This window comes from Rathayibacter sp. AY1C4, from assembly GCF_002932195.1.
Classification (GTDB): Bacteria; Actinomycetota; Actinomycetes; order Actinomycetales; family Microbacteriaceae; genus Rathayibacter.
In genome coordinates this window covers 1-25,808 of sequence record NZ_PSWE01000029.1, presented here as the reverse complement: position 1 = coordinate 25,808, position 25,808 = coordinate 1, and the positions used below count along the sequence as shown (strand labels likewise).

The following is a 25,808-nucleotide window of genomic DNA, read 5'->3' as shown; positions in this document are numbered from 1 at the left end:
CCCATGAGCAACGCAACTGCCACCGATCCGGTGAAGGCCCGCACCTACGGCAACTGGCGAAAGCCGCAGACCGCCGGTCTCGGCGGGCTGGGGCAGCTCGCCACCCTCGTGATGTTCGTGGGCATCGTGTCCTCGATCATCGCGTCCATGTTCTCCGGCCTGGGGCCGGCTCTAGTCGTCGCCGGGATCTTCGGCGGCATCCTCCTGAGCGTCTCGGTCAAGGACAAGCACGGGCAGTCAGCCCTGGGAAGGACGGTGGTCCGCGTGAACTGGTGGCGCACCAAGAGCAAGGGAGCGAACATCTACCGCTCCGGACCCATCGGCCGCGCGAAGTGGGGAACGTTCCAGCTCCCCGGGCTCGCGGCGGCGTCGCAGCTCACGGAGCACGAGGACTCCCACGGCCGCCGGTTCGCGCTGATCAGCACGCCCGCCACGCGCCACTTCACGATCGTGCTCGCGACCGAGCCGGACGGCGCCGCGCTGGTGGATCAGGAGCAGATCAACAACCAGGTCGCGGAGTACGGCATCTGGCTCGCGAACCTCGGAGACGAACCGGGCATCGAGGCCGCGTCGGTCACGGTCGAGACGGCGCCCGACACGGGTACGCGCCTGCGCGGTGAGGTCGAGGGGTCGATGGACCCGGACGCCCCGCTATTTGCTCGAGCGATGCTCTCGGAGGTCGTGGAGACCTACCCGGTGGGCTCCGCAACGATCCGCGCGTACATCGCGCTCACCTTTACCGCGAATGCTCGGATTAATGGGAAGCGCCGCAACGCACAGGAAGTCGCCTCCGACCTCTCCGCCCGCATCCCCGGTTTGACGTCTTCCCTCGCCGCCACCGGGGCCGGCGCAGCCCGCCCGCTCGGCGCGCAGGAAATCTGCGAGGTCATTCGCACCGCCTACGATCCCGACGCGGCCGTGCTGATCGATCAGGCGCGCGCGGAAGGGGAGACGGCCGATCTGTCGTGGACGGATGTCGGCCCTGCCGCCGCAGAGGCGCACTGGGACTCGTACCGGCACGACGGTGCGGTGTCGACGTCGTGGACGATGACGGCGCCCCCGCGTGGCGTGGTTCAGGCGGGCATCCTCGCTCGTCTGCTGGCACCGCACCGGGATATTGCTCGCAAGCGCGTCACACTGCTCTACCGCCCCATCGACCCCGCCCGCGCCGCGGCGCTGGTGGAAGCGGACCTCAACGCGGCGCAGTTCAACTCCTCCGCGTCCACCAAGCCCACGGCGCGCTCCACCCTCTCGACGCGCTCTGCGCAGGCCACGGCCGCGGAAGAAGCCGCCGGAGCCGGACTGATGAACTTCGGCCTCATCGTCACGGCCACGACCATGCAGCGCACACAGGAGCCGGAGGCTCGCGCGGCAGTCGACTCGCTGACCTCGGCCGCCCGGCTGCGGATGCGGCCGGCGTTCGGGTCGCAGGACTCCGCGTTCGCCGCGGCGCTGCCGCTGGGGCTCGTTCTGCCGCGGCATCTGCGCATCCCGAACGAGGTCCGGGAAGCCCTGTGACGATCGCCACCGCATCCGGGACGGCACTGGACGAGTGTCCGGTGCCGTCCCCGGTTAAGCCCCTTTTTCCCGCCTCGATCACTGCCGGAGGTTCCCAGTGAGCATCACCACCAAGCTCTTCTCCCGCCACCGCGACGAGCCCGACCCCGTCGACGTCCCCGCTGCTGTCGACGGGGACGAGCTGCCCACCGGCGCCGTTGACGTCGACCAGGACGCGGAGGCTGTGGACGTCGACGCGATCGACACGGCCGTGCCCACGGGCGCGGTCGGTGCCCCGTCGACGGCGCAGGCCGCGGCGGCGTCGACGGACAGCCGCGCCGGGTCTCGCCGCGCGCGACGGGTGCAGGAAGAGGCCGCGGCCGCACGTGCGGCCGCGTCACCGCTGGCGCGCGAGAAGCCCTCGAAGCGGTCGCGGAAGAAGCGGGCGATTCCGCACCAGGGCGGGAAGCAGAAGATCGAGAAGGAGCCGACGCCTAAGCGCCCGCTGCGGCCGACGTCGACGGGATGGCTCGGCCGCGGGGGAGGGCAGGCCGTGTCGGTCCAGCCCGCCGATGAGTTCCGCGCGACCACCGTGCAGGTGTGCGGGCTGTACCCGTTCTCGGTCGGCACCGGAACACCCATGATCGGCGTCCCGCTCGGGAAGAACCTCGCCACCGGCGCGTCGGTGCTGTGTGACCCGATTTCGTGGTTTCAGCGGGCGCAGCTCATCTCCAACCCCTCGATGTTCGTCCTCGGCAAGCCGGGCCTGGGGAAATCTTCGCTGACCCGCCGCATGGCGACCGGCCTCGCCGGCTACGGGACTCTGCCGCTGGTCCTGGGGGATTTGAAGCCTGACTACGTGGACCTGATTCGCGCGATGGATGGGCAGGTCATTACCCTCGGCCGCGGCCGGGGGTATCTGAACATCCTCGATCCGGGAGAGGCGACGACGGCGGCGCAGCGTCTCCGCGAGGACGCTGACCGGGCGCTCGCGCGCGCGGCGGAGCTCGACGCCCGCGGGGAGGACTCGAAGGAGGAGCGCAAGCACGCGGTGAAGTCGCAGCGCCTCGCATCTCAGGTGCTCGCGGACGCGCACGGCCGCCGGCACACGATGATCGCAGCGCTACTGACGATCCTCCGCTCCGAGCCGCCCTCGGACCGCGAAGAAACGATCATCGACCGGGCGCTGAAGTACCTGGACGAGACGCACGAGGGCATCCCCGTCCTCGCGGACCTCCTGGCCGTGATCCAGGCGGCGCCGGAGGAGATTCGTCAGGTCGCGCTCGACCGCAACGACCTCAACCGGTACAAGGCGATCACGGAGAATCTCGAAGCCTCGCTGATCGGTCTGACGACCGGTGGCCGGCTGGGGGAGATCTTCTCCCGCCAGACCACTACCCCGATGCGGCGGGACCGGCCCGTGGTCTACGACGTGTCCTCGATCGATGACTCTGAGGGCGATCTGCAGGCCAGCATCCTCCTGGCGTGCTGGTCCGCCGGGTTCGGAACCGTCAACGTCGCGTCCGCTCTCGCAGAGGCGGGGTTGGAGCCGCGCCGGCACTACTTCGTCATCCTGGACGAGCTGTGGCGGGCGCTGCGCGCAGGCCGCGGCATGGTCGATCGCGTCGACGCGCTCACCCGCCTCAACCGTGCCCGCGGTGTCGGCCTGGCGATGATCAGCCACACCATGAGCGACCTCCTCGCCCTGGCCTCGCAGGAGGACCAGATGAAAGCCCGCGGGTTCGTGGAGCGCTCCGGCATGGTCATCTGCGGAGGCCTGCCCGGTGCGGAGATGCCGCTCCTGACCTCCGCCGTCCCTCTGTCGAACGCGGAACAGAACATGCTCACGTCCTGGCAGGACCCGCCCGCGTGGGACCCGGTATCCGGACACGAGTCGGAGCCTCCCGGCCGGGGCCGGTTCCTGATCAAGGTGGGCGGCCGGCCCGGCATCCCGATCCGGGTGCAGCTCACCGCCGCCGAGCTGGACGTCAACGACACCAACAAGCTCTGGCACACCACCTCCCGCGCGGGACGGGCGAACGAGCCTCTGGCGACCGATCCGGTGGTCGTGGAGATTCTGCCGTGAACATCCTCACTGAGTCTTTCGCGATCCCCGCGGCGATCGGGGGGACATGCATGTTCGTGGGCTCGGCCGGGAATGTGATCCTTGACGTGATCAACCTCCGCGAAGAGGTCACGAGGGAGCATCTGCTGCACGGGGCATCCGCGCTGCTGCTGGCCGCCGCGTCAGGCTGGATGGCTTTCGCCGCCTGGATGGTGATCACCGGATGACCTGTCCCTCAACGGTCGTCTACGACGGTTACCTCTGGGGCTGCTCGATGACGACGATGCGCCCGCACAGGGACCACATGACGGACCTTCCGTGCGAGTACGCCGACAACGGCCAGGCCGTCCTCACCTGGGGTACTAGCTGGCAGGCGGCACCCGCCGACACGACGCCCCGCTATGACGGGCCGATCTATGAATGCTGCGAGCCGCGCCGGTTTCTGCCTGCGCCCGTTCCGCTGGCGGAGCTGGTGACGTCGTGACCATGCCCCGCACCATCGCCGCTCTCCTGCGGGGGCCGCTCGGTCAGGTCGGCGCGATCGCCGGGCTCCTGGCCGTCGCGGTCCTCGTGGCCACCGCCGCCTCGTTCGCGTTCACCGCGGCCGTGGAGCACGCGATCCCCGCTCGCGCCCCTCTCACTACAGCACCGACCGAAGGAGTCACGCCATGAGCCCGTCGAACAATCGCAAGCGCGAGCCGGGGCGATCCGGCACCCCGTGGTGGACATACCCGGTGGCGGTGGTGTTCGTGGGAGCGATCGCTCTCTTCGTTGCCGTCCGGTACGGGTCCGAGAAGGACGGCGTGAATCCCGATATCGGGACGTTGGAGCCGCTGGGCGTCATCGTGGGCCTGTTTGACGGAACGGTGGTGTGGCCGCCCACCGCAATACTGATCTGCGCAGTGGTGGGCGCCGTGGTGGCCCTGTTCGGGACGCTGTTCCTGTGGGCACGCCTGTCGGGCCGGAAGGAGCGCCGGGCGCGAGCTGTCGCCAACCGTGCCGCTAGTCACATGGCCACGGAGGGCGACCTGGAGCACCTGCGGGTGAAGGAGGCGACCGCGAAATCTCGACGGTTGGGCGTGAAGAACAGCCCCGGCATCCCATTGGGGACGATCGCTCCGGCGAACAGGAAGCAGGTGTTCGCGTCGTTCGAGGACATGACCACCCTCATCGCGGGTCCTCGCGTGGGGAAGTCGACCAGCTTCGTCATCCCCGCGGTGATGGCAGCTCCTGGCGCGATGGTGACCACCTCGAACAAGCGCGACGTGCTCGATGCGACTCGCGACGTGCGGGCCGCGTTCGGTCAGGTGTGGGTGTTCGATCCTCAGCGCGTCGCGCGGGAGGAACCGACCTGGTGGTGGAATCCGCTCACCTACGTGACGGATGACACTCGGGCGGCGAAGCTCGCCGGCTACTTCGCGGCCGGCAGCCGCAAGGCCGGCTCGTCCGGTGGCGACAACGCGCACTTCGAGGCCAACGGGAAGCTGCTGCTGGCGAGCTTCCTGCTCGCCGCGGCCGTCTCGGGCCGGCCAATCCGGGACGTGTACACGTGGACCACGGAGCCCACCAACGAGGAGACGGTGCGCATTCTCCGCAAGGGCGGCTACCCGTTGCAGGCGGACGGGCTGCTGGGCCTGTTGCAGTCGGACCCCAAGCCGCGCAGCGGCTACTTCGTCACCGCGCAGGAGATGGCGTCGAGCTTGCAGAACACGTTCGTGTCCGACTGGATCAATCCTCGAGAAAATGAGACGCGACCGGAATTCAAGGCCGCCGATTTCGTGCGTGGCCGGAACACCCTCTACAGCCTCTCCAAGGAAGGAGCTGGCACCGCCGGCCCCCTGGTCACCGCGCTCACCGCGGCGACGCTGGAAGCGGCGACGGACCTCGCGGACGTGTCCGCGGGCGGGCGGATGCAGACTCCGTTGGTCGCGATCCTGGACGAGGCCGCGAACGTGTGCCGGTGGCCGGACCTGCCCGACCTGTACTCGCACTTCGGGTCCCGGGGCATTCCGATCATGTCGGTGTTCCAGTCCTACTCGCAGGGCGTGGCCGTGTTCGGGAAGGAAGGCATGGAGAAGCTGCGCAGCGCGTCGAACGTGTTCATCTATGCCGGCGGTGTCCGGGAGAACGACTTCTTGAAGAACCTCTCTGAGCTGGTCGGCACCTATGACCGGGAGGCGTCCACGGAGAGCTTCAACAAGGGCGTGCGGTCCACGTCGACGTCGTTGAAGCGTGAGCCAATCCTGGAAGTGGACGAGCTGGCGAACCTGCCTCGCGGCTACGCGGTCATGCTCTCTTCCGGCGCGCGCGCGGCGATGCTGCGCACGATCCCGTGGTTCAGGGGACCGAAGAAGCAAGTTGCCGCGATCAAGGCCTCTATCGCCGCGCACGACCCCTCCAAGCAGCCTGCCGTGGTCGAGGAAACCGCCCCGGCTGCGGCGGCCGGCCCCACGGCAACCGAGCCCACCGTGGAGGACACCGCAACCGCCGTGGTCGAGGACTCGACGGTCACGGCCGCGGGCGAGGACACGTCGGCCGCGGCCGACAGCGAGAACGTCGCTCCGGCAACCGCGGCGGCGGCGGGCGCTCCGGCCGCGGAGGGCGCAGCGCTGCGGGACCTTCTGCGGACGAAGGACGCGGACACGGCGAAGGACCGCGCTGATGCCCCTGCCTGACCCGTTCGATGAGGAAGACCCGTTCGCCGGAGGCGAGACGCCCTCGACCACCGAACCGGACCCGGCACCCACTGAACCGGCGCCGACCGTCGCCGCTCCGGTGCCGACGACGAGCGACGTGTCGGCACCGGCAGAGGAGCCGGGGGCGGAGCGGGTGTACGGATCGGTGGATGAGTGGCTGCGGAAGTACTGGCGGTTCTCCTACCGCCGCCGCGTGTCCGCGAAAGGTCCCGCTACCGGACGGTGGAAAGCCGAGTGGTGGAACAGTGACGAGGCCGTGCAGCGGTTGGAGACGTTGTGGCTGAGTTGGGAGGACGCACGCCGGGAACCCGGTCTGCCGTTGAGCGCCTGGTGGCTGAACCACGCTGGCCCGCACATGGCCGTGCTGCTGTCTCACGATGGGCCGTTCGCCGGGTCCACGGACGAGAACGAGCCTGGCGAAGCACTGCCGTACAGCCGGCCGCCGGATCACCTGTTCCCGCCGGACCGACAACCCGACTGACCCGGGGCAAAATGAGAGGGAGGGCAGCGCATGATGCGCTGCCCTCCCTCTCGTATGTGCAGCCGCCTATCGGGGCTGTGGACGCTGCTTCGCCGCCTACCGCCACCGGCTTACCGCTGTTCTCTCCGCACAACCGACGAGCTGGACAACTTGAACCGGAGTGAGGGTGCGCCCTACGCGTCGTCTTCTCCTGCTGGTCGCGCTCGGCGCTAGGCTCCGAGGCATGGAAGCAGCCCGTCATTTCCGAGTACTGGCCTCAGCGGTAGGAGTGGCAGTGGCGCTGTTCTTGTCTGGCTGCGCTACCGCCGAGGATCCCATTGCAAGCTCTGCTTCCGCGACCGCGAGTCCTACTCGGTCTGCGACTCTGACTCCGACACCAACACCAACGCCGACGCCGACGCATGTGCTGACCGAGTCGATGGTCGGCGGCTTTATCTATCAGTTCAAGTGCTCGGGTGCGTCGACGATCTTCAATTCGCTTGAGGAGGTTTGGGCCGCTGGGACAGAGTTTTCATACTGTGAGACTATTCGCGTGAGCGGCGTAGCGCCGTCCGAGGCACAAAAGAGCATCTTCACATATGACTTCGATAATGCGGCATACGACAAGCTTTTAAAGGATTACTACAAATACTGCACCTCTTCGACACTCGGATCGACTGATCCGGCCGCTTTGAGCAAAAGCGAGTACGCTAATCGGCTTATTGCAGTGAAACTTTGCCCCAATAATCCAGGAGCTGCTCCGTACGCGCAGATTGTTGCCGGCGAAGAGCAGGCCGAGAGAGACGCAGCCTCGGCGGCGGCTGATGATGCTCGCTTGCGAGCCGAAGGAAGGCGAGTCGGAGACGGCACGTACCGGGTGGGGGAACCTGTGCTTCCAGGGACTTATGTGAGCGAGGGAAGCATTAGCAACTGCTATTGGGAGCTCCTCGACAGCGCCGGAAATATCATTGACAACAACTTCGTGTCTTCAGCGCTTCGCCTGGAAGTGGTCGTAGTAAGTGACGCCTATTCCTTCAGCTCCAATGGATGCGGCACATGGGATTTACAAGAATAGTGAACTAAAAGCAGTTCAATAGAAGTAGGGCGCCGCCATGGTGCATGTGGCGTGCTCGAACAAGCAGAATTGCCTATGGACACTCACCAAAATCGCCACGGCGAGACATGGTATCCCGTCGAGATTTGACCCCCGAATGAGGATTTGATCCAGGATGCAGATGTGCCTACAGTGCGAGGAACTCATGACTGTGAGCACTCGAAATTAGGGGATTTCCATGCACGCACGACGTAAAGCCGCTTCACTACTCGGAGTGGCCCTCTTCCTGGCGACAAGCCTGATCGCATCAGGGCCTGCGCAAGCCGAGACAAGCGCCACCACTAGCACGCTCTCGCCCGAAGTACTACATGACACGAAGATCGGTGATTCTCTGATCTTTTCCGACCCGGCCGCGACACCTGCTCAAGCGACGCCCTCATCCTCGGGGCAAACGTCACTGCGCGCTGCGTCCTTCACCATCACCTGCACGGTCGACGCGCAGAACCCGCACATCTCCGAAGGCGCCCGCAAGAAGGGCCAAATCTATGTGATCTACAAGACCAACGTGAAGTGCACCGGCACCGGCTCCTACCCCCCTACGGCCTCAGTCAGAGTGAGAAGTGGCCTGATGTGGGACAGCGCTTCCTACAACGGAGACACCAGCAACGGTGTGAACTGGCAGCAGGTAAAATCGAACGACGAACCGCGCACCGTCAAGGTGAATGGCTCCGGAAACGTCTTCTACACGCCTGCAGCCGATAAAGCCGGCTCCACCTTGACGGGCCACTATCAGGGTTCATCGACCATCGAGATCATTACCCCCACAGGTCAGAAAACTGGATCCGACATATCGTCTCCTGTTTTTTGCAAGCCGACGACTCAGACGGCAGTCTGCTCTTAGCCGATCCGCTCCATAACAACTTCCGGGGGCGGCGTCAACCAGATCAACGTGACGCCGCCCCCATCCTCATCAAAGCGAGCCGCAACCGAAAATCCGCCGTCTGACGCATTTTTCTTTGCCCACTCTAAAGCCTCTGAAGCCGATCCTCCATCGAGATTGAAGGCGCTGATGCGCCGCCCCGGATTTACAATCATAATCCGGTAACCACTTGCTGTCATTTCCGTCGAAGAATCTCTTTCATCTACTGAATAAACATTCATTTTAGATAAACTGTTTCCAATCGCTAATAGCAAGATATTTGGGCGTGCGCTTCAAGATGCCTTGCGGCATATCGGTGTTAGTAGTATCAGCCCGAATGGTAGCAACCTCATCAGCTGGGACCACGCGGGTTTCGTTCATCAGACCGGCGAAGTATTAGAAGACCTTTCCTTCTGACGTGTCGGGCTGCGTACAGCTCCTAGAAACTCTGCTCCGGTGTCTGCCGGGAGCGGTTTGCCGTGCGACTCGGAGTGGTCTGCGGGACGTTCACCTTGTGCGCTCCGGGCGTCGCGGGAACCGCTTCGGACACGGGCTTGCCCTGTGCGATCGTCGCGCGCATGCGCACGTCGATGGCCTCTTGCGGGATGCCGTGGGCTTTGAGTTCAGCGGCCATTGCGGTGCGGTGCTCGGCGCTGTCGTACGCTGCGGCGCCGTGGTTGCGCTCAGCGCTCGCGCGTCCCTGATCGGACGCGGCGGACGTCTCAGCGGCGCTCCTAGCGGCCGGCGCGGCCATAGCCGGCTCTGCGGTCGGGGTGGGGGCTTCGTCGCGGTAGAGCTGCGCCTGGGAGCGGGCATCGGTAGCCAGCTCTCGCAGCTCGTCGGGCGTGTGAGCGCTGGTGCCGCCCTGCTCGGCGGTCACGTCGTACTCGCGCGCCTGCAACTCCAACGCCGCCGCCTGATCGATGCGGAACTGATCAGGCGTCGGAGCATCGGTGACGGTGGGTGCATCGTCGGCGCGGGCGAGCGAGTTGTCTGCTCGATCATCCAGCCGGTTTGCTTCGCGCACTGCGTCAACCGCGTCCACGAACTCCACCGCAGCGGAGCCCCGCTCGCTCGTGGACAGGTTCTCCGACGCCGCCTGCTCCCGGTTCAGCTCCGCACGCGCCAGAGCCGCACGAACGTCTTCCGGGGCGGCTCCGGGACTGTTCACGTCGACGCCGTACCGCTCCTGCACTTCTCGAGCGATCGTCTCCGACGCGGCCTCGGCGCGCGGGTCGAAGTCCTTCCACTGCTGAGCCGTCTCGTGCATGCGCGCGATCTGGTCGACGTTCGCGCGGTCCCAGAACTCGGGACGCTCGACCAGTGCGAGCCGGTTCGCGGCGACGTCCCGCTCCCCCTCGAACCGGAGCTGCAACCCGCGCTGCTCTTGCTCGCTGCGCCGCTGCGCTTCGCGGGCCATTTCCTCGCGGGCGCGGGCGAACTTGTCCGCCATCTGCGCGGCGACCGCGATCGCCACCCGGAGCGCCTGCCCGGTGTCGTTCATTACCTCGTCGTGTTCCTCGGCCATGAGAGCCCCTTCCCCTACCTCTCCAACTCGTCGCGCTGCTGCGCGGGAGTGTTCGACAATCCCGGACCTGTCGTCGTGGTCGGCACGACCACCGGCCCGCTCGTGCGCGGCGGCAACGTCGTCGGCACCGGCGACCCGACACCGGAGCGGCCCGCGGCCAGCGCGGCGCGCTCCGCGGTCGCACGCTGCTCCGGCGACAACGAGGCCAACACGTTCGTGTGCTCCTGCGCCGTGTAAGCGTCACGAACCTTCGTCAACCGCTCACGCAGCGCCGCGGACAACTCCGCTGCGCGTCGCGCGTCGCCGGCGGCCTGCGCGGCACGGCGAATCGAGTTCGTCGTCGTCGCGAGCTGCCGGAACAGCAGCGCCTCCGCGGTCGCGTTCTTCCCCTTGGACACCTGCGCGAGGATCAGCGCTGTGGTGTTGCTCATCGACGGCATCGCCACCGGACGCGGCCGGCTCTCGGACGGCCGCAACTGCGCCGACCGGGCGAGCGTGCGCGCAGCATCCGCGAGCGGCCCGGGCGTCGTCTCCAACCGCTTTGACCATGCCGCGTAGGCGCCGGCCGTCTCGCGGGCGACGTGCGCCCACGCCGCGTGATCTTCCGGCGGAATCGTCTTGATGTACTCGTGCAGCCGCGTCATATCGCGTGCGTACAGGTCGAAGAACTGCGGGTTCATCTCGGCCTCTTCCCGGCCCGGATTTACCGGCCGGTACTGCCACGGGTTCTTGCTCGACGCGCGCCACTCTGCGACCGCTTCGGTCGCGGATTCCGGGCGGTCCGGCCAGCCCTTCCGAAGCTCGGGGAGCGACAGGTCACGGGCGAGCCGGAGGCCGCCGTGCCACACCGGCTGCTCACCCTTCGCGGGGCGCAGCGCCACCGAGTAACCGGTCACCACATCGTCTCGCCCGGCGGCGAAGCGGGGACGGATGAGCACACCTTCTCGCTTCATCCGGCGCACGAACTCACCCTCATCCACCGACGCTGTAGCCGCGGCCCGCACCGCCCTCTCCAACCGCTTCGCATCGACCTCGACCGCACCGCGCCGCCGCGCCGCCTCGCGCGCCGGCCGGCGCTCTTCGCGCTGCAACAACTCCGGCTGCTGCGCCGCGATCATCGGCGCCAGCTTGTGCTCGTGTTCCAGCTCACGAACCACCTTCATGGCCCGGTGGAAGTCGTTATGCGTCGACGCTTTGGTTCCGTCCTCACGCACCAGAGACACCGCCAGGTGGATGTGATCGTTGCCGTTCGAGGACACGCCGTGACGCACCGCGACCCACCGGCACGCGGCCTTCCCGCTGGCCTCCGTGAAACCCATCCGGTCCACGAAATCCTGCGCGATCTGCCCCCACTTCTCGTCGGTGAGCTGACCCTCCTCCGCCGCAAGAGACAGGGAGCAATGCCACACGTTCGCCTCCTCGCGAACCTTCACCACCTCGCCCGTCTCCGGGTCACGCTTGGACACCTGGCGCAGCACGTCGACCTCGAAATGCTTGCGCGGCTCATCGATGCTCTCAGCGATCGCCAGAGCGGTCGCGCGGTCCAACTCGTCGTACCCGTACAGCGCCATGATCGCCGCATCCCCCGCGACCAGGTGCGGCTCCGTGTGCTCGTTCGCAAACCCGCGTCCCGCGAGGTACGACATCAGCCCACTCATCTGCGCGCCACGGGTCACCTTCGCGATCACGTGCGGTTCACCACCGACAGCGCCTCGGACACCAGACCCGCCACCCGCCGGTACTCCGCCGTGACCTCCACGGCCTCCGCAACGTAGCGGCCCTCCGCGTTCGCGAACCGGGCAATCTGGTTGACGTTGTTCGACGCGTTGGCCATCTCGCGCTGCAACTTGAACAGCATCGCGACAGCCTCTTTCCGCTCCTTCGCAGTTACCACCTTCGCGTCCATCGCGGACTCGAACAACAGCCGCGCCACCGTCACATCTCGGACCTCCGCCCGGGCACGCAACTGTGCATCCTCCTCGGCCGTGACCTTCACCACGTATCGCTTCTCCCGCCGGCCCTCCGGCACGTTCGGACGGCGCTTACGCCCGAAGATCGGCCGCTTCTCCTCCGACTCGGACACGAGAACCACCATCCCTTCAAGGCCCAGCGCAGCGAACCCGCCAACCGGCGGGGACCATACGACCAGTATGCCCCGGTCCTCCACGCAGCGGAAGGGACGCGTGCGACATGGGGCACCCATGTCTATTGCTTGCTGACTCTGAAACTTCACGAACCGGACCGCGAAGCGGTAGGCCGGGTCCCGATCCGCGAAGCAGGATCGAGGACTGGCAGACGACGGCGGCGCCCGTTAATCTGACGGTATGCCTGAGAAGACGATCGATCCCGAATCCGCCGCCACATCAGCCCGAGCCCTCCTCGAGAGATCCGTCGAGGATCGTGTAGCTGCCGTGCGGACTCTCGTCGCCGCGATCAACGACGTCGATACCGCTGATGCCGCCGCCCGAGACGCACGCGACGCTCACTCGAAAGCATGGGACGCCGCCCTCGCTTCGGGATGGAGCGACAAAGACCTCCGCGCCACAGGAGCCCGCGCACCCGGCCCCGCTCGCGTCCGCAAGTCCCGACCGCGAGCGACGACACCGCGCCAGGAATCTCCCCAGACAGAGCAGCCGAACACGGGATCCTCCGGGGACTCCCACCACGAGCCGCAGGAGTGACCCTGCCCCGCCACGCCGCATCCTTTCGGGAGAGGATCGCGCCCGAAGCGCTGGTCCTCCTAGAGGAGCTGAACCTCTACTACCCACCTCGCTTCCGCGAGGGCATCCCCTTCACCGGAACTGCAAACCGTCGACGTCAAGACGCGGTGTTCGTCGACCGCATGCACGATCCGCAGCTCGACCTCCACCCGGACACCGCCGACCGCGCAGCGAACAGCAGCGCCGGGTATCGCGGCGACCGTCGACCCGCCTGGCTTATCGACGCAATAGTCGCCTCCTCCTACGACCCCGAGCGACGCGAAAGAGTGTGGGCCGACGTGCGTAACATGCGCGCCTACACCGATGACTTCGGACCGGTTCTCCGAGATGAACAACGACGACAGATCGACGCCACCTACCGCAAGCAACACCGCATCGATGATCTGGCCTGGACGCCCGTTCGACTCCTCGCCCTCAGCAGCGCCGCCGTCATCCTCACAGTCCTCGCGTGGACCGTCTTCTCTACCTTCACGATCTTTCCGCCACACCCATACGCCGTCAGAATCCTGACGCTCTTTGCAGTAGCCGTGTTCGTGATCGCAGCGCCCGTCTACTTCTACCTCGCCGGGCGACGCCGTGACTACCGCAAGTGGTACTACAGCAGTGACAGTCGCTACGAAACGTCCACCGATGACGAGGACGAGCACGACGGTTCGAGCGCCGCAGCGTGACAACGCACGTCACGTCCGGCCGTCCCTCCGACCGCTCCACTCTGGCCTTCGTGACGAGGGCGTCAAGAGCGCTCCGCGTCCCCTTCGGGGATGCCCCAGAGGGGCACTCCTGACACCCTCCTCCCTCCGGCCGACGCTCTGCTTATCGGAGGGAAGGCCTCACCCTGGGGCACCACTAGCACCCCGGCGAACGGCGCAGCGGGGAGCCGGCCTCGGTCGGCATGCCGACGCATGACGGCCGCCGTATGCGGAAGTAGTCTCTGTCGCATGAGCGCCGCGCAACCGCTGTCAACATCCACCGTCACCCTCGCGATGGACTACGGACAATTCACCATCACCAGTGGCATGCCTGACTCCGACGAACTCGCGCTCCTGGAAGATGCACTGACCACACCGCCCTCGGCCGGCGACGGCCAAACCGTGCTCGTCACATCCCCGCACCAGAACAACTTCCAGACGGCGATCGCCATCGAGCGGTGGGCCACTCGACCCCAGTCCGACACCGACGACTGGGAACAGATATCCGTCGAAACGATCACCCTCACCGCACCAACCGTGCGACTCGACAGTCCCACGATGACCGGTACAACTTTCGAGCTGGCGAAAGGAAGCTACTGGGTCGAAATCAGCGGACGCGGCTTCGTCAACTACGGCTGGCCAGGCTCCACCACACCAGGAGACATATGGCGTCTACGATTCTGGCCCAACACCGGCCCCACCGACCGCACACGCAAACTCTGGGACATGCCCGGCTTCGGTATCCCAACCTCTTCACTGCCGAAGAAATGGGCGGCCATTACGGCCGCAGCGAACGACCCGACAACCTATCCCCCGACTCCCGCGACCGCGCAGCCACTCGATACACCGCCGACCGGCGGACAGTGACGTCACGCCTGAACACTCGGTGCGTGCTCAGCCCCGAGAGCGCAGCTCCGCGGCACGTACGGCCAGCTCCTCGCGGGGCTGATGGGCAGCTCACAGATCACGGCGTGTCGCTGCTCGGGCTCGCTACGGTCAACCCATGACGACTCTTGGCCAGTACTCGCTCCTCAACCTTCTCACCCTGCAACTAGCAGCCAACCCTGCCGCGGCAGTGACTCCAGACGAAGTGCTCGGTGCGATGGAGGAGCGCCGACTCTTCTCGCTGCTGCGGGACACCGCCGAGAGGGTGGGCGCCGATCCGTCCCTCATCGCGTCGCTCGCCACTGCTGAGGAGGACGTGGCCGACTACCTCTCCTCGTGGGCGAACGTCGCTGACCTCCTGCGGAAGTACTCGGGCGACCTGACCGACGACAGCTCGCAGGGGTGGCTCGTTTTGGGGTTCGCTATCAACGACATCGTGCAAGATCGTGGCCGCGACGTCGACGCGACTTGGGACCGTTCGTAGCAGTCCTGCCGCGAGGCCTGGTGCTCGTGCCGCTCACCTTCAACCAGCGACGGAGCTAGTAGTCGTATCCCGCATGGGTGGCGATGCCCAGTCCCGGCGGCGCCGCCACCCTGCCCGCCAACCTGAGGTACACCCCAACCGGACGTCAGGCACCATCGCCGAAGCGCGTCCGAATAGGGCCATGTCGGGCCTTGTCTGACACTTGCACCTGCGGCTCTTAGACTTCAACTGGACAAGTAGCGGTCGGAGGCGGCATGTCGGGTCAGAGGGTCGGGTACGTGCGGGTGAGCACGTTGGATCAGAGCACGGTGCGCCAGCTCGACGGCGTGACGCTGGATCGAGTCTTCGAGGACAAGGCCTCCGGCAAGGACGTGAACCGTCCGCAGCTCGAAGAGATGATCGGGTTCGTCCGCGACGGAGACACGGTGCTCGTGCACTCGATGGATCGGCTCGCAAGAAACCTCGAAGATCTTCGCCGGCTCGTGCGCAGACTGACGGACAAGCGGGTCCGGGTCGAGTTCGTGAAGGAGCAGCTCACCTTCACCGGTGAGGACAGTGCGATGGCGAACCTGCTGCTGAACATGATGGGCGCGTTCGCAGAGTTCGAACGCGAACTCATCCGGGAGCGTCAACGCGAGGGCATCGCCCTCGCCAAGCAACGCGGCGCCTACCGCGGGCGCCGCCGGTCGCTCTCCCCGACCCAGATCGCCGAGCTACACGAACGTGCTGCCGCTGGCGTGCCGAAGACGACGCTGGCGAAGGAATACGGCATCAGCCGAGAGACCGTCTACGCCTACTTGCGTACCAGTGAAACGCCCTCCGCCTAGGCTGGCGCGGTGCTGGCTACCCTGGCCGGGTGGACTTCATTGGGTTGACGCCCCAGCACTTTGACACCGCGCTCGGCGAGGTACTGACCACAGCCATGCAGGCGCAGGGCTGGAGCGCACAGAAGGTAGCCGTGTTCGCACGGCTCCGACCGCGCACCGTCCGACGCATCCTGACCGGTAAAACCTCGGCCGGCACCGTACAACTGCATCGCCTCCTGCGAGTCCTGCAACTCGACCATGACGCCACGATGCGCACCGTCTACATCGAAGCGCGAGTCGCGCAGCTCGCCGCGGACACCGAAGCGGCCGAGGACCGCGACCGCACCCGGGACATGCTCGGATGATGACCGGCAACGACCTCGCCGTTCTCCTCAACCCGTTCGTCATCCTCGGCGCCGTCGTCATCGTTGCGGCAATCCTCGGCGGGCCGTGGCTGCGCGACCGATACATCTTCCGAGAACTCAACCGCGACACCGGCGTCACCCGACACCAGCCCACCGCCCTCTTCACCCCGGGACGCACCGGCAACCCGCCGCTGGTGTACTTCCTGGAACTGCACTACGCCGAACGCCTCGCCACGGTACTGATGCTGCACCGCATCGGCGCCATCGCGAGCCTCCACGACGGCTCCATGACCATGCACGACCGCGCCGGACGCCTCCTCACCCACCTCAGCGCACTCGACGTCGCCTACTATCGCCGCCTCAACGACACAGCCCCACAACCACCCGACCCGGAGTAGACAACCTGGGCCCCGCGCCTCGTTTCACGCCCCCTCAGCGGAACTGCTAACGGCCGGGTCAAACGAGACGACACCCCCAGCGCCACTGCGCGGCCCCACAGCCGACTTGCGCGCGACCGGTCAACGACCCCCTAATGGGACACCGCCAGACGTCAGTGCTCATGGGCCCAACCGGACGGGATCGCTAATGGCCGGTCCGCCCCCTCCCCTACAGGACGGGTCCAGCTACGGTCTCCCCACCAGACGGGTCATCTGCCGGCGAGAAACCGGAGCACGGGCGCTGCAACCGAGGCCGTGAAGCGCGGCGTGGCTAACCAGACCATGCTCGAAGACCCGCGCTTGCCGTCAGGCAGGAGCCCCTGGGCAGACTACGCTCCGGTGGCCAGATCACCCGTCCGTACTTTCAGACCGACGAGTTACCCGACCGCCCTCGATCCACGTCTCGATCACTCTCTGCAGGCGCTGAGATTCCATCCGCACGCAGTTGCTCGCCAGGAGCCCAACCGAACGCACTCGACTGGACCGCACCGGCGTCGGCGAACGGTCGCGCGACGTTCCGCAGTCGGTCACCTCTCTTGAGGACCAAAATTCGTACAGCGCGTACGGCGACACCGATAGCAAACAAGACCCAAAACCCAATCTGAACGACGTTGAGCACTGACGACACCGAAAAAAGACTTGACGCGCTGGCCTCAATCATGGTCTCCTGCTCCTACGGGGTTGGGGGCGAACCTCGCCGACGAGTGAATCTATTCTAGATCACTAAGGTTGTAGTAGTCCATATGTTCAATGGGGAACGAATGCGCACTCGATTCGCGATGACCGCAGCTACATGTCTAGCCGCGGCGCTCATCGCAACGTCATCGCCGGTCAACGCGGCCGAAACGATAAGCACAGGAAACACAGACTCTGTTTCGCAATATCTCGAAGAGCATCCCGATATCGTCATCGCGGATGATGCAGTTCTCAGCTCCGATTCAGTCATCGTCTTCGGCTCGAAGGGTGAAACCGTCGAGGTCATCGGAGATGACGCTCCAAGTGAGGCTCGAACTTCCGGTACGGCCGGAAACGAGTCCGCTCAGGTCGCCGCAGCGTGCAGCTACCGAAACGCCTCATTCGTCAACGTGTCGGGATGGGTGGAATCCACTGACGGATGCGGCATCATCGGCTATGACTCAACTGCTCGGTGGAGCTATTCCTGGACACAGGACAAGTTCGCCTTCAACAGCGGCCCCTCTTGTGTGCAGGGCCGTGGATACTCGGTAACGCCGAGCGTCTCGACGCCGGTGTGGTACACGGCCGGTTGCGGTGGCTCCGGCTCAGCAAACGCCCTCATCGGGAACCGCGCGACCGTGGCCAAGATCCGTGGGTATTCGAGCGCCCCGGGAACAATCGGGTACGTCCGCTGGAAGTGACTCACTCCATCGCGACGAGGCTGCTGGCCGCTTCGGTCAGCAGCCTCGTTGTGGCGTGCGCCCTAGTCGGATGCGCCGAATCTTCAAGTACAACTAAGAGCCTGACGACGAGCGACATTGGCGAAATTGCCAGCAATAACGCATGTTCGAACCCTCACTTGATGGGCGGAGACCCTGACTATTGGGGATCGGCAGCGGGGTTGTACTGCCTACCCGAATCCGGGACTGGCGTTGTTCTAAGAATTTATGATGAACCGGACGCCACCCTCAAGCTTATTGACGATTGGTCTGCCCTCATTACTGAGGATAACCAATTAGTCTACGGCGATTACTGGTTTGCGACAGGTCCCGCAACGACGCTCGAAACTCTCTTCGGTGAATTTAACCCTCGCGGGCCTCAGACATTTGCGCCGGCCGGTACAAAGCCAACCTCCGCTGAAGCAAATTTGGCCTTGTGTTCTTCTATCAGTTACGGCGTCACAACACAGTATCTACACACTGGCGACACTGTCGACCTCCAGCAATATTACGCCAGCTACCCGGGTCTACATGACCTCGTTTCGTCTGTGGCATCTAAGGCCACTCGCGACGGGGCGGAAGCCGCCATACAGGATGACCTACTTCTCACAGCCGCACTGACGAAGTATGATTCCGACATCAAGTCATTTTGTGCAGAATCTTTTGGCGCTAAGCGGAATACTGCTAGCACGGCGCATAATCCTTAATCTTCATCTTTCCGGGCTGCGCGTCCGACGAAGTGAACGGATCGACGAGCATCTGTAGCTTGCCAATTTTCGAAATGACGTACTACAAAAGCTCCCGCAATGAAAGAGTACCCAATTCCCTCAGCTATGCGAGTAAGAACTGGGACCGTTGAAAGAATTTGGCTGATTGTAGGGGACCCGTCAGCTTGATAGGGAGCGATCCAGATCGGCACTATCAATCCGAAAAATAAACCTAACGATATGCCGCCGATGCCAATCCAAAACATTGCGGTTGATGAAAGTGCTTTAATCATGAGGCTCCTTCGCCTATAGCTTAAAGTGTCGTTGGAATCATCGCACTCGGTTGTGGGCGTTGGTATCACCCGGCAGCCGATCAGGCCGCCTGCGTTCCACTCAGCGCGCTCGCCTTCGCGCGGCAGAACCAGCGCTGACCTCCCGATCAGGCGTGGACGTTCCCTTGGCGCCTGCTACACCATTCCCACACCGCTCTGAGCATGTCGGAGGTCGGAGCTACCATCTGCGACATGTCTCAGTGCACAGCGCCCGTACGGGGCCACATTCGCGGCGGCGGCGCCGATTGCCCAGTTCACGGTCGCGGCGGCGGCTACAGCTACTACGAGCAGCCGCGGCCCTACCGGCCGCACACGCCTCCTGCGGCTCCGGCGCCCGTGCGCCGGAGCGGGAGCGTGTCTGGCGGCGGCGGGCGCAGTGCTCGTCCGTCGTGGCAGCCGAGGACGTCGACCGTCTCGTACACGCCGCAGCAGGTCCGCGACCTGGAGCCCGTTCGTCAGGCAACAGTCGTGCGCACGGTTCAGCAGAACGATGTGTTCCTCTGCCACGCGTGGCCGGATCGTCAGGCCGACGCACAAGACGTCTACGAGCAGCTGCTCGCGAACGACGTGACGGTCTGGTTCAGCGAGGTCAGCCTCCGGCCTGGTACAGACATGCGCGTCGCGATCGATCGTGGTCTGGTCAGTTCTCGGATGGGCATCGTACTGGTCACGCCCGCGATGCTCGAGAAGCTGCGCACCGATCGGAGCATCGCGAGCAACGAACTCAGCGCCCTCCTCCGGCGGAGCCTTCTGGTGCCAGTGATGCACGGCGTGACGTTCGAAGAGCTGGACCAGGTGACGCCGACTCTCGCGTCGCGAGGCGGGTTCAGCACGGCGGAGGAGCCGATGGAGAGCATCATCGTCAAGATCGCCGAGCTCGTCGGAGTCCTCACAGAGGAAGAGGCTGACGAACTCAGCATGACGTCCCGCCGCTGGTAGCTCTCGCCCCTAGTCGAACGACAGCAGCACTCGACCAGCCCCGCTACGTTCATCCCATGGCAGAGACGATCACCTTGACCCTGAATCTCGGCCCGAACGCGTCCATCGCCGCGCTTGGGGCGGCGGTCGATGATGTGAGGCGTGTCCTCGAGTTCGCGAGCGCCCTGCAGCGCCGAACAGATCGAGGCGCGCTCATCGCTGCGCGAATGCGTTCGCGACGGCGCGGACTCGGCCGCGCTGGTGACCTTGCCTGGAGCGATGGCTCGCTCTTCTTCGCGGCCCTGGAACCCGTAGACCTTCCTCAGCCGATCGACGAGTTCGAGCGCATCGCTGGCCGCGAAGCGGACGCAAACGCTCAGATCACCGTCCAGAGCCTCCGGTACGAGAACCCGCTCGAACTGGTGATCCTCGCCGGCGGAACCGTCGTCTACGCGCTGCTCCGCCTACTCCGTGACTGGCCTGACCGTCAACAGCTCAACCGAGCGGCAGTCCGCGAGTACGAAAACGGCATCATCTTCCGCGAGCGTGTCCGCGCCCGCGTCCTCGAGCAGATCGATTCCGGGGATCTCCCACTGGCCCCGGAACTGATCGACTCCCTGCTCACCAATGATGTTGCAGACGCCCTCGGTGCCCTCGGCGATGGACCGCTGAAAGTGCTCGGCCTTTCGTCGGGCTCAGCCGCTTCGAAGCCGACCACCGAGAGCTGAGTCGAGCACCGTCCCGTCTACCCATCCCTCATCGGACGGTCGCGCGTTGAGCTGCGCAACGTCAGCACGGGAAGATGGAGGCATGTCGAAGAAGATCGAATCCGCCTACCGCAAGCTGGCCGACGCGCTGGAGAAGCACGCTGAACTTGTGGAGCTGCTGGCTGGCACATCGTGGGCAGCGGTTTGGGACCTTGATGCGCTGAAGACTCAGATCGCAGCCGAGTACAGCTACCCGCAATCATCGCCGCGAACGACGACGGACCGGTAGGCGAGACCTTCAGGCGGGGGTACCTTCGCCGTATGACGGGTGACCCTGGTGCTGTTCTGGCGAGCTTCCGCGAAGCAGCGGTTGCTCAACTCTCTGCGAGCTGACGATCTGAAGTGCTCCCGCAGCGATCGCCGCAAAGGCGATCGTCAAACCTGTGAACGGCAGGGTGTCGGCCACGTCCCAGGGGACAAAGAAGAGTCCATGGTCGGTCAGCGGATTGATCAGCATGAGGAGCACTACCCCGATCAGCGTGATGGGCTGCTTCGGGGAGAAGAGGAACGCGCCGACGATGGCGAGAGGGAAGGTGATCACCCAGAGAACGGACATCGCGACCCAAGGGAAGTCGGACTGGGTGGCGGCGTAGCAGCCGTCCGTCAGGCCACCGAAGCACTGCCCCCAGTGCAGCAAGAAGGCGGCAGCGCCGACGACTCCCGCCGAAATGAGGAGCGTTCCGACGGCCCGTGAGTAGCTCCTGAGTCGCGTCATGGCCCCACCTTACGTTCAGGCCGTGAACTGTCGGTGAACTTTTTCAGGCAAGCTTCCTCTGAGCGTCCTTGCCCTCCACTCTGATGTCTCAGACGGCAATGCCGCCGTCGAGACTCAAAGTTGGGGGACTTCCAGATGTCAATTTCACTCGCTCGTCACGCCGAAACGACACGCAGCAAGCGGTTCATGGGACGCGCTGCGATCGCCGGTGTAGTGCTCGCACTCCTCGCGACCGTGGCACCGGCCGGGGCCCAGGCCGCTCCGGCTCCGGCGCCTGAGGGCTCATCCGCGGTCGGCTACCTCACCACCGACGAGGGATTCACGACCGAAGTTCCGGCCGCGTACCTTCAAGAGGGCGCACCCGAGTGGATCGAATACGACGAGGGCATGTCGGCCGCAGCGGTGGGCGGAACCTGCACGAAGCCGCTGTGCGGCCGGATCGTGAACAAGGGGTCCATCTCCTTCCGAGTCTCCACCGACTACACGACCAACGGGCAGGTCGCCGCGGGTGCGGTGCAGAAGACGATCGCACCCAATGTGGAGGCCGGCGCTCCGTACGACTGGGATGCGGTGCTCATCCCCGCGGGTTACTGCGGCACCTTCTACACCGGAGCCGGGTACTACTTCCGCAGCACCGAAAGCCGCGTCGGACAGGCATCCAGCCGGTGGCACAAGATCGATGACGCGGGCGCCCACGCGATCGTGAAGCAGGGAAGCTGCGCCTAGACGTCTGGCAAGACGGCAAAGAAGGGGGGAGGGGAAGCGCTCGCGCTTCCCCTCCCCCCTTCTTTGCCGTTCCGCAGCTAGACACTCAATCAACCATTCCCATACGAGACGGTTCCGATCTGTTGTTGCGCTCGAGAAGAGACTGCAATGCGTGGCCCGTTGGGGCCGATGGACGATGATGATGTCGCGATGCTAGAGGCCACTGCAACAGATTAGTTCCAATCAAGAAAATTTGTTGCAATGGGTTGGGGTCGCTTCTTGCCAGAAGCGGCCTCGACTATGCGGCCGCTCGGAAAGAATAAAAGACAGCTACGTTATCAATTTGTGACCGGCCGTTCGCGTCGCGTTTGATGATTTTGGGATATTGTCTACATCAGGGCTCATAGGAGATACCTATCACAGCCTTGGGGGGACAAACCATGCGACTCGTCACAACTCGAAAGATGACCATGGCAGCGGCGGCCGGTCTTCTGGCCGGCGCCGCTCTCTTCGCGACGGCGACGCCGGCCAGCGCCGTGCAGTACAGCGGAGGGTACTTCCCTACATACTCCGCCTGCCGTGCCGAGGTTCAGGCCTATCGTGCGGACGGGTGGACGATTCTCAAGAACTGCCCCTACGTTCCGGGGTACGGCTACCTCGTGGACGCATCGAAGGGTTAGGCCATGCGGAAGGCCCGGGTCGCTCGCCTCGGCGATCGGCTCGGGCCTTCCGCATGACAGGATCAGGCCGGGTCGCTCGCCTCGGCGATCGGCCCGGGCCTTCCGCATGGCAGGATCAGAGTGTGGATTCCCGAAGAACGACACTCTGCACCATCGCCACAATTGCAGCGACGATTGCGATCCTCTCTGGCTGCACACCCAGAGACGTCACGTCCGACTCGGCATCGGCATCCGCCCCGGCCTTGTCATCGGCAGCTCCCGAGGCGACTGCGACTGCTTACGATCCCAGTCAGAGCACCGATCAAAATCTGGCCGTCTTCAACTCGGTCAACGAGCGAACGGTCGCGTCAGTCGGCGATCCGAACGGGACGGACTTAGCACAGGCTCTGATCAACAGCGGGTTCGACCAGACGCAAATGGAGACGACTGTCGAAACGACGACCGCGGGCGAAACAGCTGACGCGATTTTTATCGCGGTTAAGTCTAATGGTTCCTGCTTCGTCGGTCAGTATCGTCACAAAGCTTCCGGGGAAGACGGCGACAATAAATATGTCGGGGCGCTGTTCCAACCCATCTCGACGGGTAAATGCCTCATTGGCAACTCGCTGCCAGTCGAGTGATCATCTGGACCGCGTTGCCGTCCGCGGAGTTTTAAGTTGACCAAGTAACGCCCCTATCGGACGCGAGACGACCCGCTACCTAGACCGTCGGCCGGCGGCGGTGTTCGCGTCGAGCTGGCGATCAATGTCAGCGACGATCGCGCGAGCACGCTCGGCCTGCCCGCGGGGGTCGCGACCGCGGACCGATCGGCTGACCGTTGTAGCGTGCGCTCTCCTCCTCGTTCTTGGCTTGGTTGTCCACCTCGCTGGCGAACTCTTGTAGTGCTGCGGCTGTCGACGGCGATCGTCACCCGCGACTCGCATTTGGCGCCGGGTGAGGTCCAAAACCGGATGCCGGCGTGCACCACGCCGGACGGGTACGACGACTGGCTCGGTGGGCACCTGGACGTCGACGCTTTGAAGGAGCTGCTCGAGTAGAAGTCGAGCGCGGTCGCGTTCGACCTCGAGCACTACGAGGTTTCTCGAGATGTGAACAGCGTCCGCGACAACGGACCCCACCTGCTCGACCCGCTCCCCTGGGCGTCGTCGTGTTGGCACGTCGTGTCTAATGGTGCGGTGCGGTCGAGAAGTGGGGACTTCGTTGACGCCGCGACGGCCATACCGGTGCAAGGGGCTCCGGTGCCGCCCTGCTCTCGGCCGCGTGCATGGCGCGGCCGAGAGCAGCACCCGCGACGCAGCTTTCCGAAACCTGGGTTGCCGAGAATGAGGCCATGTCTAGAGGCGGTCCGACCAACCCGATGCCGGGCCAGCACATGCGCTTCGTGCGGTACGTGAGCACTCGTGACGGGTGGACGCCCGAGATCGTGCGCGGCGAAATCGAGGACCGCACGGACGCCGGCTGGCGGGTGCGGGTCATCGATGACGTGCGCGAGCTCCCGGAGACGGAGTGGTCGATCTACTACCCCTGACCGGGGCCTCTCGGCGGGGTGAGCGCGGACGCCAGACACTCGCTCATGGTGCGCCGCCTGTAAGCGGCTGGCTGGTAGAAACAGAGCGATCACTGATTCCCTCTGCTTGGAGATACCCGATGGCACAGAAGCTCTCTCTGATCGATGACCTGGACGGCTCTGCAATTGAGGGTGACGGTGGAACCGTCACCTTCTCGATTGACGGCGCGAACTATGAAATCGATCTATCGGCGAAGAACACGGCCGAGCTGCGCTCCGTGTTCGAGAAGTACGTGGACGCCGGCCGTCGTGTGCGTCGAGACGGTAACGCCGGCTCCTCGGCTCCCGCTCGGGCGAAGAGCGACCCGGAGCGGTTGAAGGCGGTCCGGGAGTGGGCGGCGAAGAACGGGCACAACGTGTCGGATCGCGGCCGCATCTCTGCTGAGGTTCAGAAGGCGTACGACGACGCCCACTAGGGCGGCGTCACCGTTGACGCTCGGTGGAGCGGCGCCGCGGGTAGCCCCCGGCGGGCCGCGAAACGGAGTGCGCGCCGGGGGCTACTGGCGGTCCCTCGGCCAACCGGGGCGAATGGCGGGGTCCGCGGCAGCGGAGCCGGGACGTGCGGTCCCGCTCGACGCCGCCTCGTCAGCGTAGAACGCTGCCCGCTTTGGGGGCAGTCCCAGTCGCCGGTGTCACAGTGACGCCATGGCCACTCCCCGGAATCCCCTGGCGCGTGCGGCGCTGATCAGCAACGGCATGGTCTGGTTCGGGTTGTCGCTGATGTTCGCGAGCATCGCCGGGGGGCAGACGTATGCGGCATTCACCGGGCAGTGGTTCAACGTCCTCGGCTGGGTGCTCCTCGTTGCGGTGGCGATCGGCCTGGCCGTCGTCGGCGTCATCGAGAACCGGAACATTCGCGCGGGAAAGACGCGCAAACCGCGGCCCCGCCGCTGACCACCGCTCGAGCGCGAATGGCCGGTCCACGCGTGTGATCGGGGGGGTCGAGGGGGGTCTCCCCCTCGTGCGGGCCGGCCCGTTTCGGGTCGACCCGCAGGCGCGTGCTCAGAGCATGTAGAGGTGGTATCCGACCGCCACGCCCTCGCGGAGCGGGCCGAAGGTGTCGGCGTAGTCCTGCGTCTCGTGGCTATTCGTGATGAGGTCGAGCGCGACGCGCTCCTCGTCGCTCTCGTCGCTCATCTCGTCGGGCTCGTCCTCCCACTCGCGGAGGACCCGATGCCCCGCGTCGGTGACGCGGCAGAGCGCCCAGTATCCGGAAAACGTGCCGACGCTCTCGCGCTTGAACACGAGAGCCGTGGCGGTCGGCCAGGCGTGCCGGGCGGCAGCGGTGAAGAGCACGCGCACCGCGGCGTGCAGGGCGCGGATCTCGCCAGTCTGGGCGGCAGCGTTCACGGCGTCTTGCGCGGCGCGCAGCTCGGCGGTGTGTCCCCACTCGTCGACGTCGGGGGCGGGGGTCGTGG

30 protein-coding genes are annotated in these 25,808 nt (G+C 65.3%); 23 read left to right on the top strand and 7 right to left on the bottom strand.

The features are described from left to right. Nucleotides 1-3 precede the first annotated feature (3 nt). The 8 genes from C5C99_RS13660 to C5C99_RS16845 all read left to right on the top strand — a co-directional run bounded on the left by C5C99_RS13660 (nt 4) and on the right by C5C99_RS16845 (nt 8,673). Nucleotides 4-1,518 (top strand): SCO6880 family protein, encoded by a 1,515-nt coding sequence (locus tag C5C99_RS13660; protein ID WP_181074617.1) that lies wholly within the window; start codon nt 4-6, stop codon nt 1,516-1,518. 382 nt (nt 1,519-1,900) lie between these two features. Beyond that, on the top strand, nt 1,901-3,583 hold the full coding sequence (locus tag C5C99_RS13655; protein WP_374953325.1) for an ATP/GTP-binding protein: 1,683 nt from the start codon (nt 1,901-1,903) through the stop codon (nt 3,581-3,583). After that, nucleotides 3,580-3,789, top strand: coding sequence for a hypothetical protein (locus C5C99_RS13650; protein WP_104256225.1), 210 nt, complete (start codon nt 3,580-3,582; stop codon nt 3,787-3,789). The genes C5C99_RS13655 and C5C99_RS13650 overlap by 4 nt, the downstream gene beginning before the upstream one ends. 259 nt (nt 3,790-4,048) lie before the next feature. Further along, complete coding sequence (locus C5C99_RS13640; protein ID WP_104256227.1) at nt 4,049-4,234, top strand: hypothetical protein; 186 nt, start codon at nt 4,049-4,051, stop codon at nt 4,232-4,234. Beyond that, nucleotides 4,231-6,237: a type IV secretory system conjugative DNA transfer family protein gene (locus tag C5C99_RS13635; RefSeq protein WP_181074616.1), complete on the top strand. Its 2,007-nt coding sequence runs from the start codon at nt 4,231-4,233 to the stop codon at nt 6,235-6,237. Before C5C99_RS13640 ends, C5C99_RS13635 begins: the two co-directional genes overlap by 4 nt. Further along, nucleotides 6,224-6,739, top strand: coding sequence for a DUF4913 domain-containing protein (locus C5C99_RS13630; RefSeq protein WP_104256228.1), 516 nt, complete (start codon nt 6,224-6,226; stop codon nt 6,737-6,739). Before C5C99_RS13635 ends, C5C99_RS13630 begins: the two co-directional genes overlap by 14 nt. A 274-nt stretch (nt 6,740-7,013) precedes the next feature. Continuing rightward, nucleotides 7,014-7,793 carry a hypothetical protein gene (locus C5C99_RS16850; RefSeq protein WP_146083199.1) on the top strand — a complete coding sequence of 260 codons (780 nt, stop codon included), beginning with the start codon at nt 7,014-7,016 and terminating at the stop codon, nt 7,791-7,793. A 253-nt stretch (nt 7,794-8,046) separates the two neighbouring features. Beyond that, entirely contained in the window at nt 8,047-8,673 is a 627-nt protein-coding gene (locus tag C5C99_RS16845; protein WP_146083200.1) for a hypothetical protein, read from the top strand. Here the strand turns inward: C5C99_RS16845 and C5C99_RS13625 are convergent. From C5C99_RS13625 to C5C99_RS17555, 5 genes are all read right to left on the bottom strand, one after another. After that, nucleotides 8,670-8,933: a hypothetical protein gene (locus tag C5C99_RS13625; protein ID WP_104256229.1), complete on the bottom strand. Its 264-nt coding sequence runs from the start codon at nt 8,931-8,933 to the stop codon at nt 8,670-8,672. The two genes, C5C99_RS16845 and C5C99_RS13625, sit on opposite strands and share 4 nt — an antisense overlap. A 197-nt stretch (nt 8,934-9,130) precedes the next feature. Then, on the bottom strand, nt 9,131-10,219 hold the full coding sequence (locus tag C5C99_RS13620; RefSeq protein ID WP_104256230.1) for a hypothetical protein: 1,089 nt from the start codon (nt 10,217-10,219) through the stop codon (nt 9,131-9,133). 14 nt (nt 10,220-10,233) lie between these two features. Continuing rightward, nucleotides 10,234-11,907 (bottom strand): relaxase/mobilization nuclease domain-containing protein, encoded by a 1,674-nt coding sequence (locus tag C5C99_RS13615; protein ID WP_104256231.1) that lies wholly within the window; start codon nt 11,905-11,907, stop codon nt 10,234-10,236. Next, nucleotides 11,904-12,314 (bottom strand): plasmid mobilization relaxosome protein MobC, encoded by a 411-nt coding sequence (mobC, locus tag C5C99_RS13610; protein WP_104256232.1) that lies wholly within the window; start codon nt 12,312-12,314, stop codon nt 11,904-11,906. Before mobC ends, C5C99_RS13615 begins: the two co-directional genes overlap by 4 nt. Before the next feature lie 268 nt (nt 12,315-12,582). Then, nucleotides 12,583-12,705: a hypothetical protein gene (locus C5C99_RS17555; protein ID WP_258063701.1), complete on the bottom strand. Its 123-nt coding sequence runs from the start codon at nt 12,703-12,705 to the stop codon at nt 12,583-12,585. Nucleotides 12,706-12,896: 191 nt separating this feature from the next. On the opposite strand from C5C99_RS17555, the gene C5C99_RS13605 reads away from it, so the two are divergent. The 10 genes from C5C99_RS13605 (at nt 12,897) to C5C99_RS13565 (ending at nt 20,952) form a co-directional block, all read left to right on the top strand. After that, nucleotides 12,897-13,610 (top strand): hypothetical protein, encoded by a 714-nt coding sequence (locus C5C99_RS13605; RefSeq protein WP_104256233.1) that lies wholly within the window; start codon nt 12,897-12,899, stop codon nt 13,608-13,610. A 267-nt stretch (nt 13,611-13,877) separates the two neighbouring features. After that, nucleotides 13,878-14,495 (top strand): hypothetical protein, encoded by a 618-nt coding sequence (locus tag C5C99_RS13600; RefSeq protein WP_181074614.1) that lies wholly within the window; start codon nt 13,878-13,880, stop codon nt 14,493-14,495. Nucleotides 14,496-14,631: 136 nt separating this feature from the next. Continuing rightward, nucleotides 14,632-14,997: a hypothetical protein gene (locus C5C99_RS13595; protein WP_146083202.1), complete on the top strand. Its 366-nt coding sequence runs from the start codon at nt 14,632-14,634 to the stop codon at nt 14,995-14,997. 254 nt (nt 14,998-15,251) lie between these two features. Next, nucleotides 15,252-15,824: a recombinase family protein gene (locus C5C99_RS13590; protein WP_104256235.1), complete on the top strand. Its 573-nt coding sequence runs from the start codon at nt 15,252-15,254 to the stop codon at nt 15,822-15,824. Between the two features lie 29 nt (nt 15,825-15,853). Then, nucleotides 15,854-16,168 carry a helix-turn-helix transcriptional regulator gene (locus C5C99_RS13585; protein WP_104256236.1) on the top strand — a complete coding sequence of 105 codons (315 nt, stop codon included), beginning with the start codon at nt 15,854-15,856 and terminating at the stop codon, nt 16,166-16,168. Beyond that, nucleotides 16,168-16,566: a hypothetical protein gene (locus tag C5C99_RS13580; protein ID WP_104256237.1), complete on the top strand. Its 399-nt coding sequence runs from the start codon at nt 16,168-16,170 to the stop codon at nt 16,564-16,566. The genes C5C99_RS13585 and C5C99_RS13580 overlap by 1 nt, the downstream gene beginning before the upstream one ends. Before the next feature lie 818 nt (nt 16,567-17,384). Continuing rightward, nucleotides 17,385-17,981, top strand: coding sequence for a hypothetical protein (locus tag C5C99_RS16840; protein ID WP_146083203.1), 597 nt, complete (start codon nt 17,385-17,387; stop codon nt 17,979-17,981). A 1,249-nt stretch (nt 17,982-19,230) separates the two neighbouring features. Beyond that, complete coding sequence (locus tag C5C99_RS13575; RefSeq protein ID WP_104256238.1) at nt 19,231-19,977, top strand: toll/interleukin-1 receptor domain-containing protein; 747 nt, start codon at nt 19,231-19,233, stop codon at nt 19,975-19,977. A 56-nt stretch (nt 19,978-20,033) separates the two neighbouring features. After that, nucleotides 20,034-20,684 (top strand): hypothetical protein, encoded by a 651-nt coding sequence (locus tag C5C99_RS13570; RefSeq protein ID WP_104256239.1) that lies wholly within the window; start codon nt 20,034-20,036, stop codon nt 20,682-20,684. Nucleotides 20,685-20,766: 82 nt separating this feature from the next. Then, nucleotides 20,767-20,952: a hypothetical protein gene (locus tag C5C99_RS13565; RefSeq protein ID WP_104256240.1), complete on the top strand. Its 186-nt coding sequence runs from the start codon at nt 20,767-20,769 to the stop codon at nt 20,950-20,952. Between the two features lie 9 nt (nt 20,953-20,961). Here the strand turns inward: C5C99_RS13565 and C5C99_RS13560 are convergent, their stop codons facing one another. Further along, complete coding sequence (locus tag C5C99_RS13560; protein ID WP_104256241.1) at nt 20,962-21,438, bottom strand: hypothetical protein; 477 nt, start codon at nt 21,436-21,438, stop codon at nt 20,962-20,964. A gap of 135 nt (nt 21,439-21,573) precedes the next feature. Here C5C99_RS13560 and C5C99_RS13555 point away from each other — a divergent pair, with 135 nt between their 5' ends. From C5C99_RS13555 to C5C99_RS13540, 5 genes are all read left to right on the top strand, one after another. Next, nucleotides 21,574-22,164 (top strand): hypothetical protein, encoded by a 591-nt coding sequence (locus C5C99_RS13555; RefSeq protein WP_146085516.1) that lies wholly within the window; start codon nt 21,574-21,576, stop codon nt 22,162-22,164. Between the two features lie 781 nt (nt 22,165-22,945). Then, nucleotides 22,946-23,443: a DUF6993 domain-containing protein gene (locus tag C5C99_RS16835; RefSeq protein WP_146083204.1), complete on the top strand. Its 498-nt coding sequence runs from the start codon at nt 22,946-22,948 to the stop codon at nt 23,441-23,443. Between the two features lie 710 nt (nt 23,444-24,153). Continuing rightward, nucleotides 24,154-24,351: a hypothetical protein gene (locus tag C5C99_RS16830; protein ID WP_146083205.1), complete on the top strand. Its 198-nt coding sequence runs from the start codon at nt 24,154-24,156 to the stop codon at nt 24,349-24,351. A 119-nt stretch (nt 24,352-24,470) separates the two neighbouring features. Beyond that, nucleotides 24,471-24,806, top strand: a complete 336-nt coding sequence (locus C5C99_RS13545) for an Lsr2 family protein (protein WP_104256244.1) — start codon at nt 24,471-24,473, stop codon at nt 24,804-24,806. Nucleotides 24,807-25,035: 229 nt separating this feature from the next. Further along, on the top strand, nt 25,036-25,284 hold the full coding sequence (locus tag C5C99_RS13540; RefSeq protein ID WP_146083206.1) for a hypothetical protein: 249 nt from the start codon (nt 25,036-25,038) through the stop codon (nt 25,282-25,284). Nucleotides 25,285-25,392: 108 nt separating this feature from the next. On the opposite strand, the gene C5C99_RS17205 is transcribed toward C5C99_RS13540, so the two are convergent. Continuing rightward, nucleotides 25,393-25,808 (bottom strand): hypothetical protein (locus tag C5C99_RS17205; RefSeq protein ID WP_181074612.1); only part of this gene is annotated, 416 nt, incomplete at its 5' end.

Coding starts and splice junctions, on each gene's coding strand:
- C5C99_RS13600 (WP_181074614.1), top strand. CDS start 13,878: ATGAGCGCCGCGCAACCGCTGTCAACATCCACCGTCACCCTCGCGATG.
- C5C99_RS13580 (WP_104256237.1), top strand. CDS start 16,168: ATGACCGGCAACGACCTCGCCGTTCTCCTCAACCCGTTCGTCATCCTC.
- C5C99_RS13630 (WP_104256228.1), top strand. CDS start 6,224: ATGCCCCTGCCTGACCCGTTCGATGAGGAAGACCCGTTCGCCGGAGGC.
- C5C99_RS13595 (WP_146083202.1), top strand. CDS start 14,632: ATGACGACTCTTGGCCAGTACTCGCTCCTCAACCTTCTCACCCTGCAA.
- C5C99_RS16830 (WP_146083205.1), top strand. CDS start 24,154: ATGTCTAGAGGCGGTCCGACCAACCCGATGCCGGGCCAGCACATGCGC.
- C5C99_RS13660 (WP_181074617.1), top strand. CDS start 4: ATGAGCAACGCAACTGCCACCGATCCGGTGAAGGCCCGCACCTACGGC.
- C5C99_RS13565 (WP_104256240.1), top strand. CDS start 20,767: ATGTCGAAGAAGATCGAATCCGCCTACCGCAAGCTGGCCGACGCGCTG.
- C5C99_RS13560 (WP_104256241.1), bottom strand. CDS start 21,438: ATGACGCGACTCAGGAGCTACTCACGGGCCGTCGGAACGCTCCTCATT.
- C5C99_RS13575 (WP_104256238.1), top strand. CDS start 19,231: ATGTCTCAGTGCACAGCGCCCGTACGGGGCCACATTCGCGGCGGCGGC.
- C5C99_RS13545 (WP_104256244.1), top strand. CDS start 24,471: ATGGCACAGAAGCTCTCTCTGATCGATGACCTGGACGGCTCTGCAATT.
- C5C99_RS16840 (WP_146083203.1), top strand. CDS start 17,385: ATGACCGCAGCTACATGTCTAGCCGCGGCGCTCATCGCAACGTCATCG.
- C5C99_RS13635 (WP_181074616.1), top strand. CDS start 4,231: ATGAGCCCGTCGAACAATCGCAAGCGCGAGCCGGGGCGATCCGGCACC.
- C5C99_RS13570 (WP_104256239.1), top strand. CDS start 20,034: ATGGCAGAGACGATCACCTTGACCCTGAATCTCGGCCCGAACGCGTCC.
- C5C99_RS13620 (WP_104256230.1), bottom strand. CDS start 10,219: ATGGCCGAGGAACACGACGAGGTAATGAACGACACCGGGCAGGCGCTC.
- C5C99_RS13640 (WP_104256227.1), top strand. CDS start 4,049: ATGCCCCGCACCATCGCCGCTCTCCTGCGGGGGCCGCTCGGTCAGGTC.
- C5C99_RS13540 (WP_146083206.1), top strand. CDS start 25,036: ATGGCCACTCCCCGGAATCCCCTGGCGCGTGCGGCGCTGATCAGCAAC.
- C5C99_RS13590 (WP_104256235.1), top strand. CDS start 15,252: ATGTCGGGTCAGAGGGTCGGGTACGTGCGGGTGAGCACGTTGGATCAG.
- mobC (WP_104256232.1), bottom strand. CDS start 12,314: ATGGTGGTTCTCGTGTCCGAGTCGGAGGAGAAGCGGCCGATCTTCGGG.
- C5C99_RS13555 (WP_146085516.1), top strand. CDS start 21,574: ATGTCAATTTCACTCGCTCGTCACGCCGAAACGACACGCAGCAAGCGG.
- C5C99_RS13625 (WP_104256229.1), bottom strand. CDS start 8,933: ATGAATGTTTATTCAGTAGATGAAAGAGATTCTTCGACGGAAATGACA.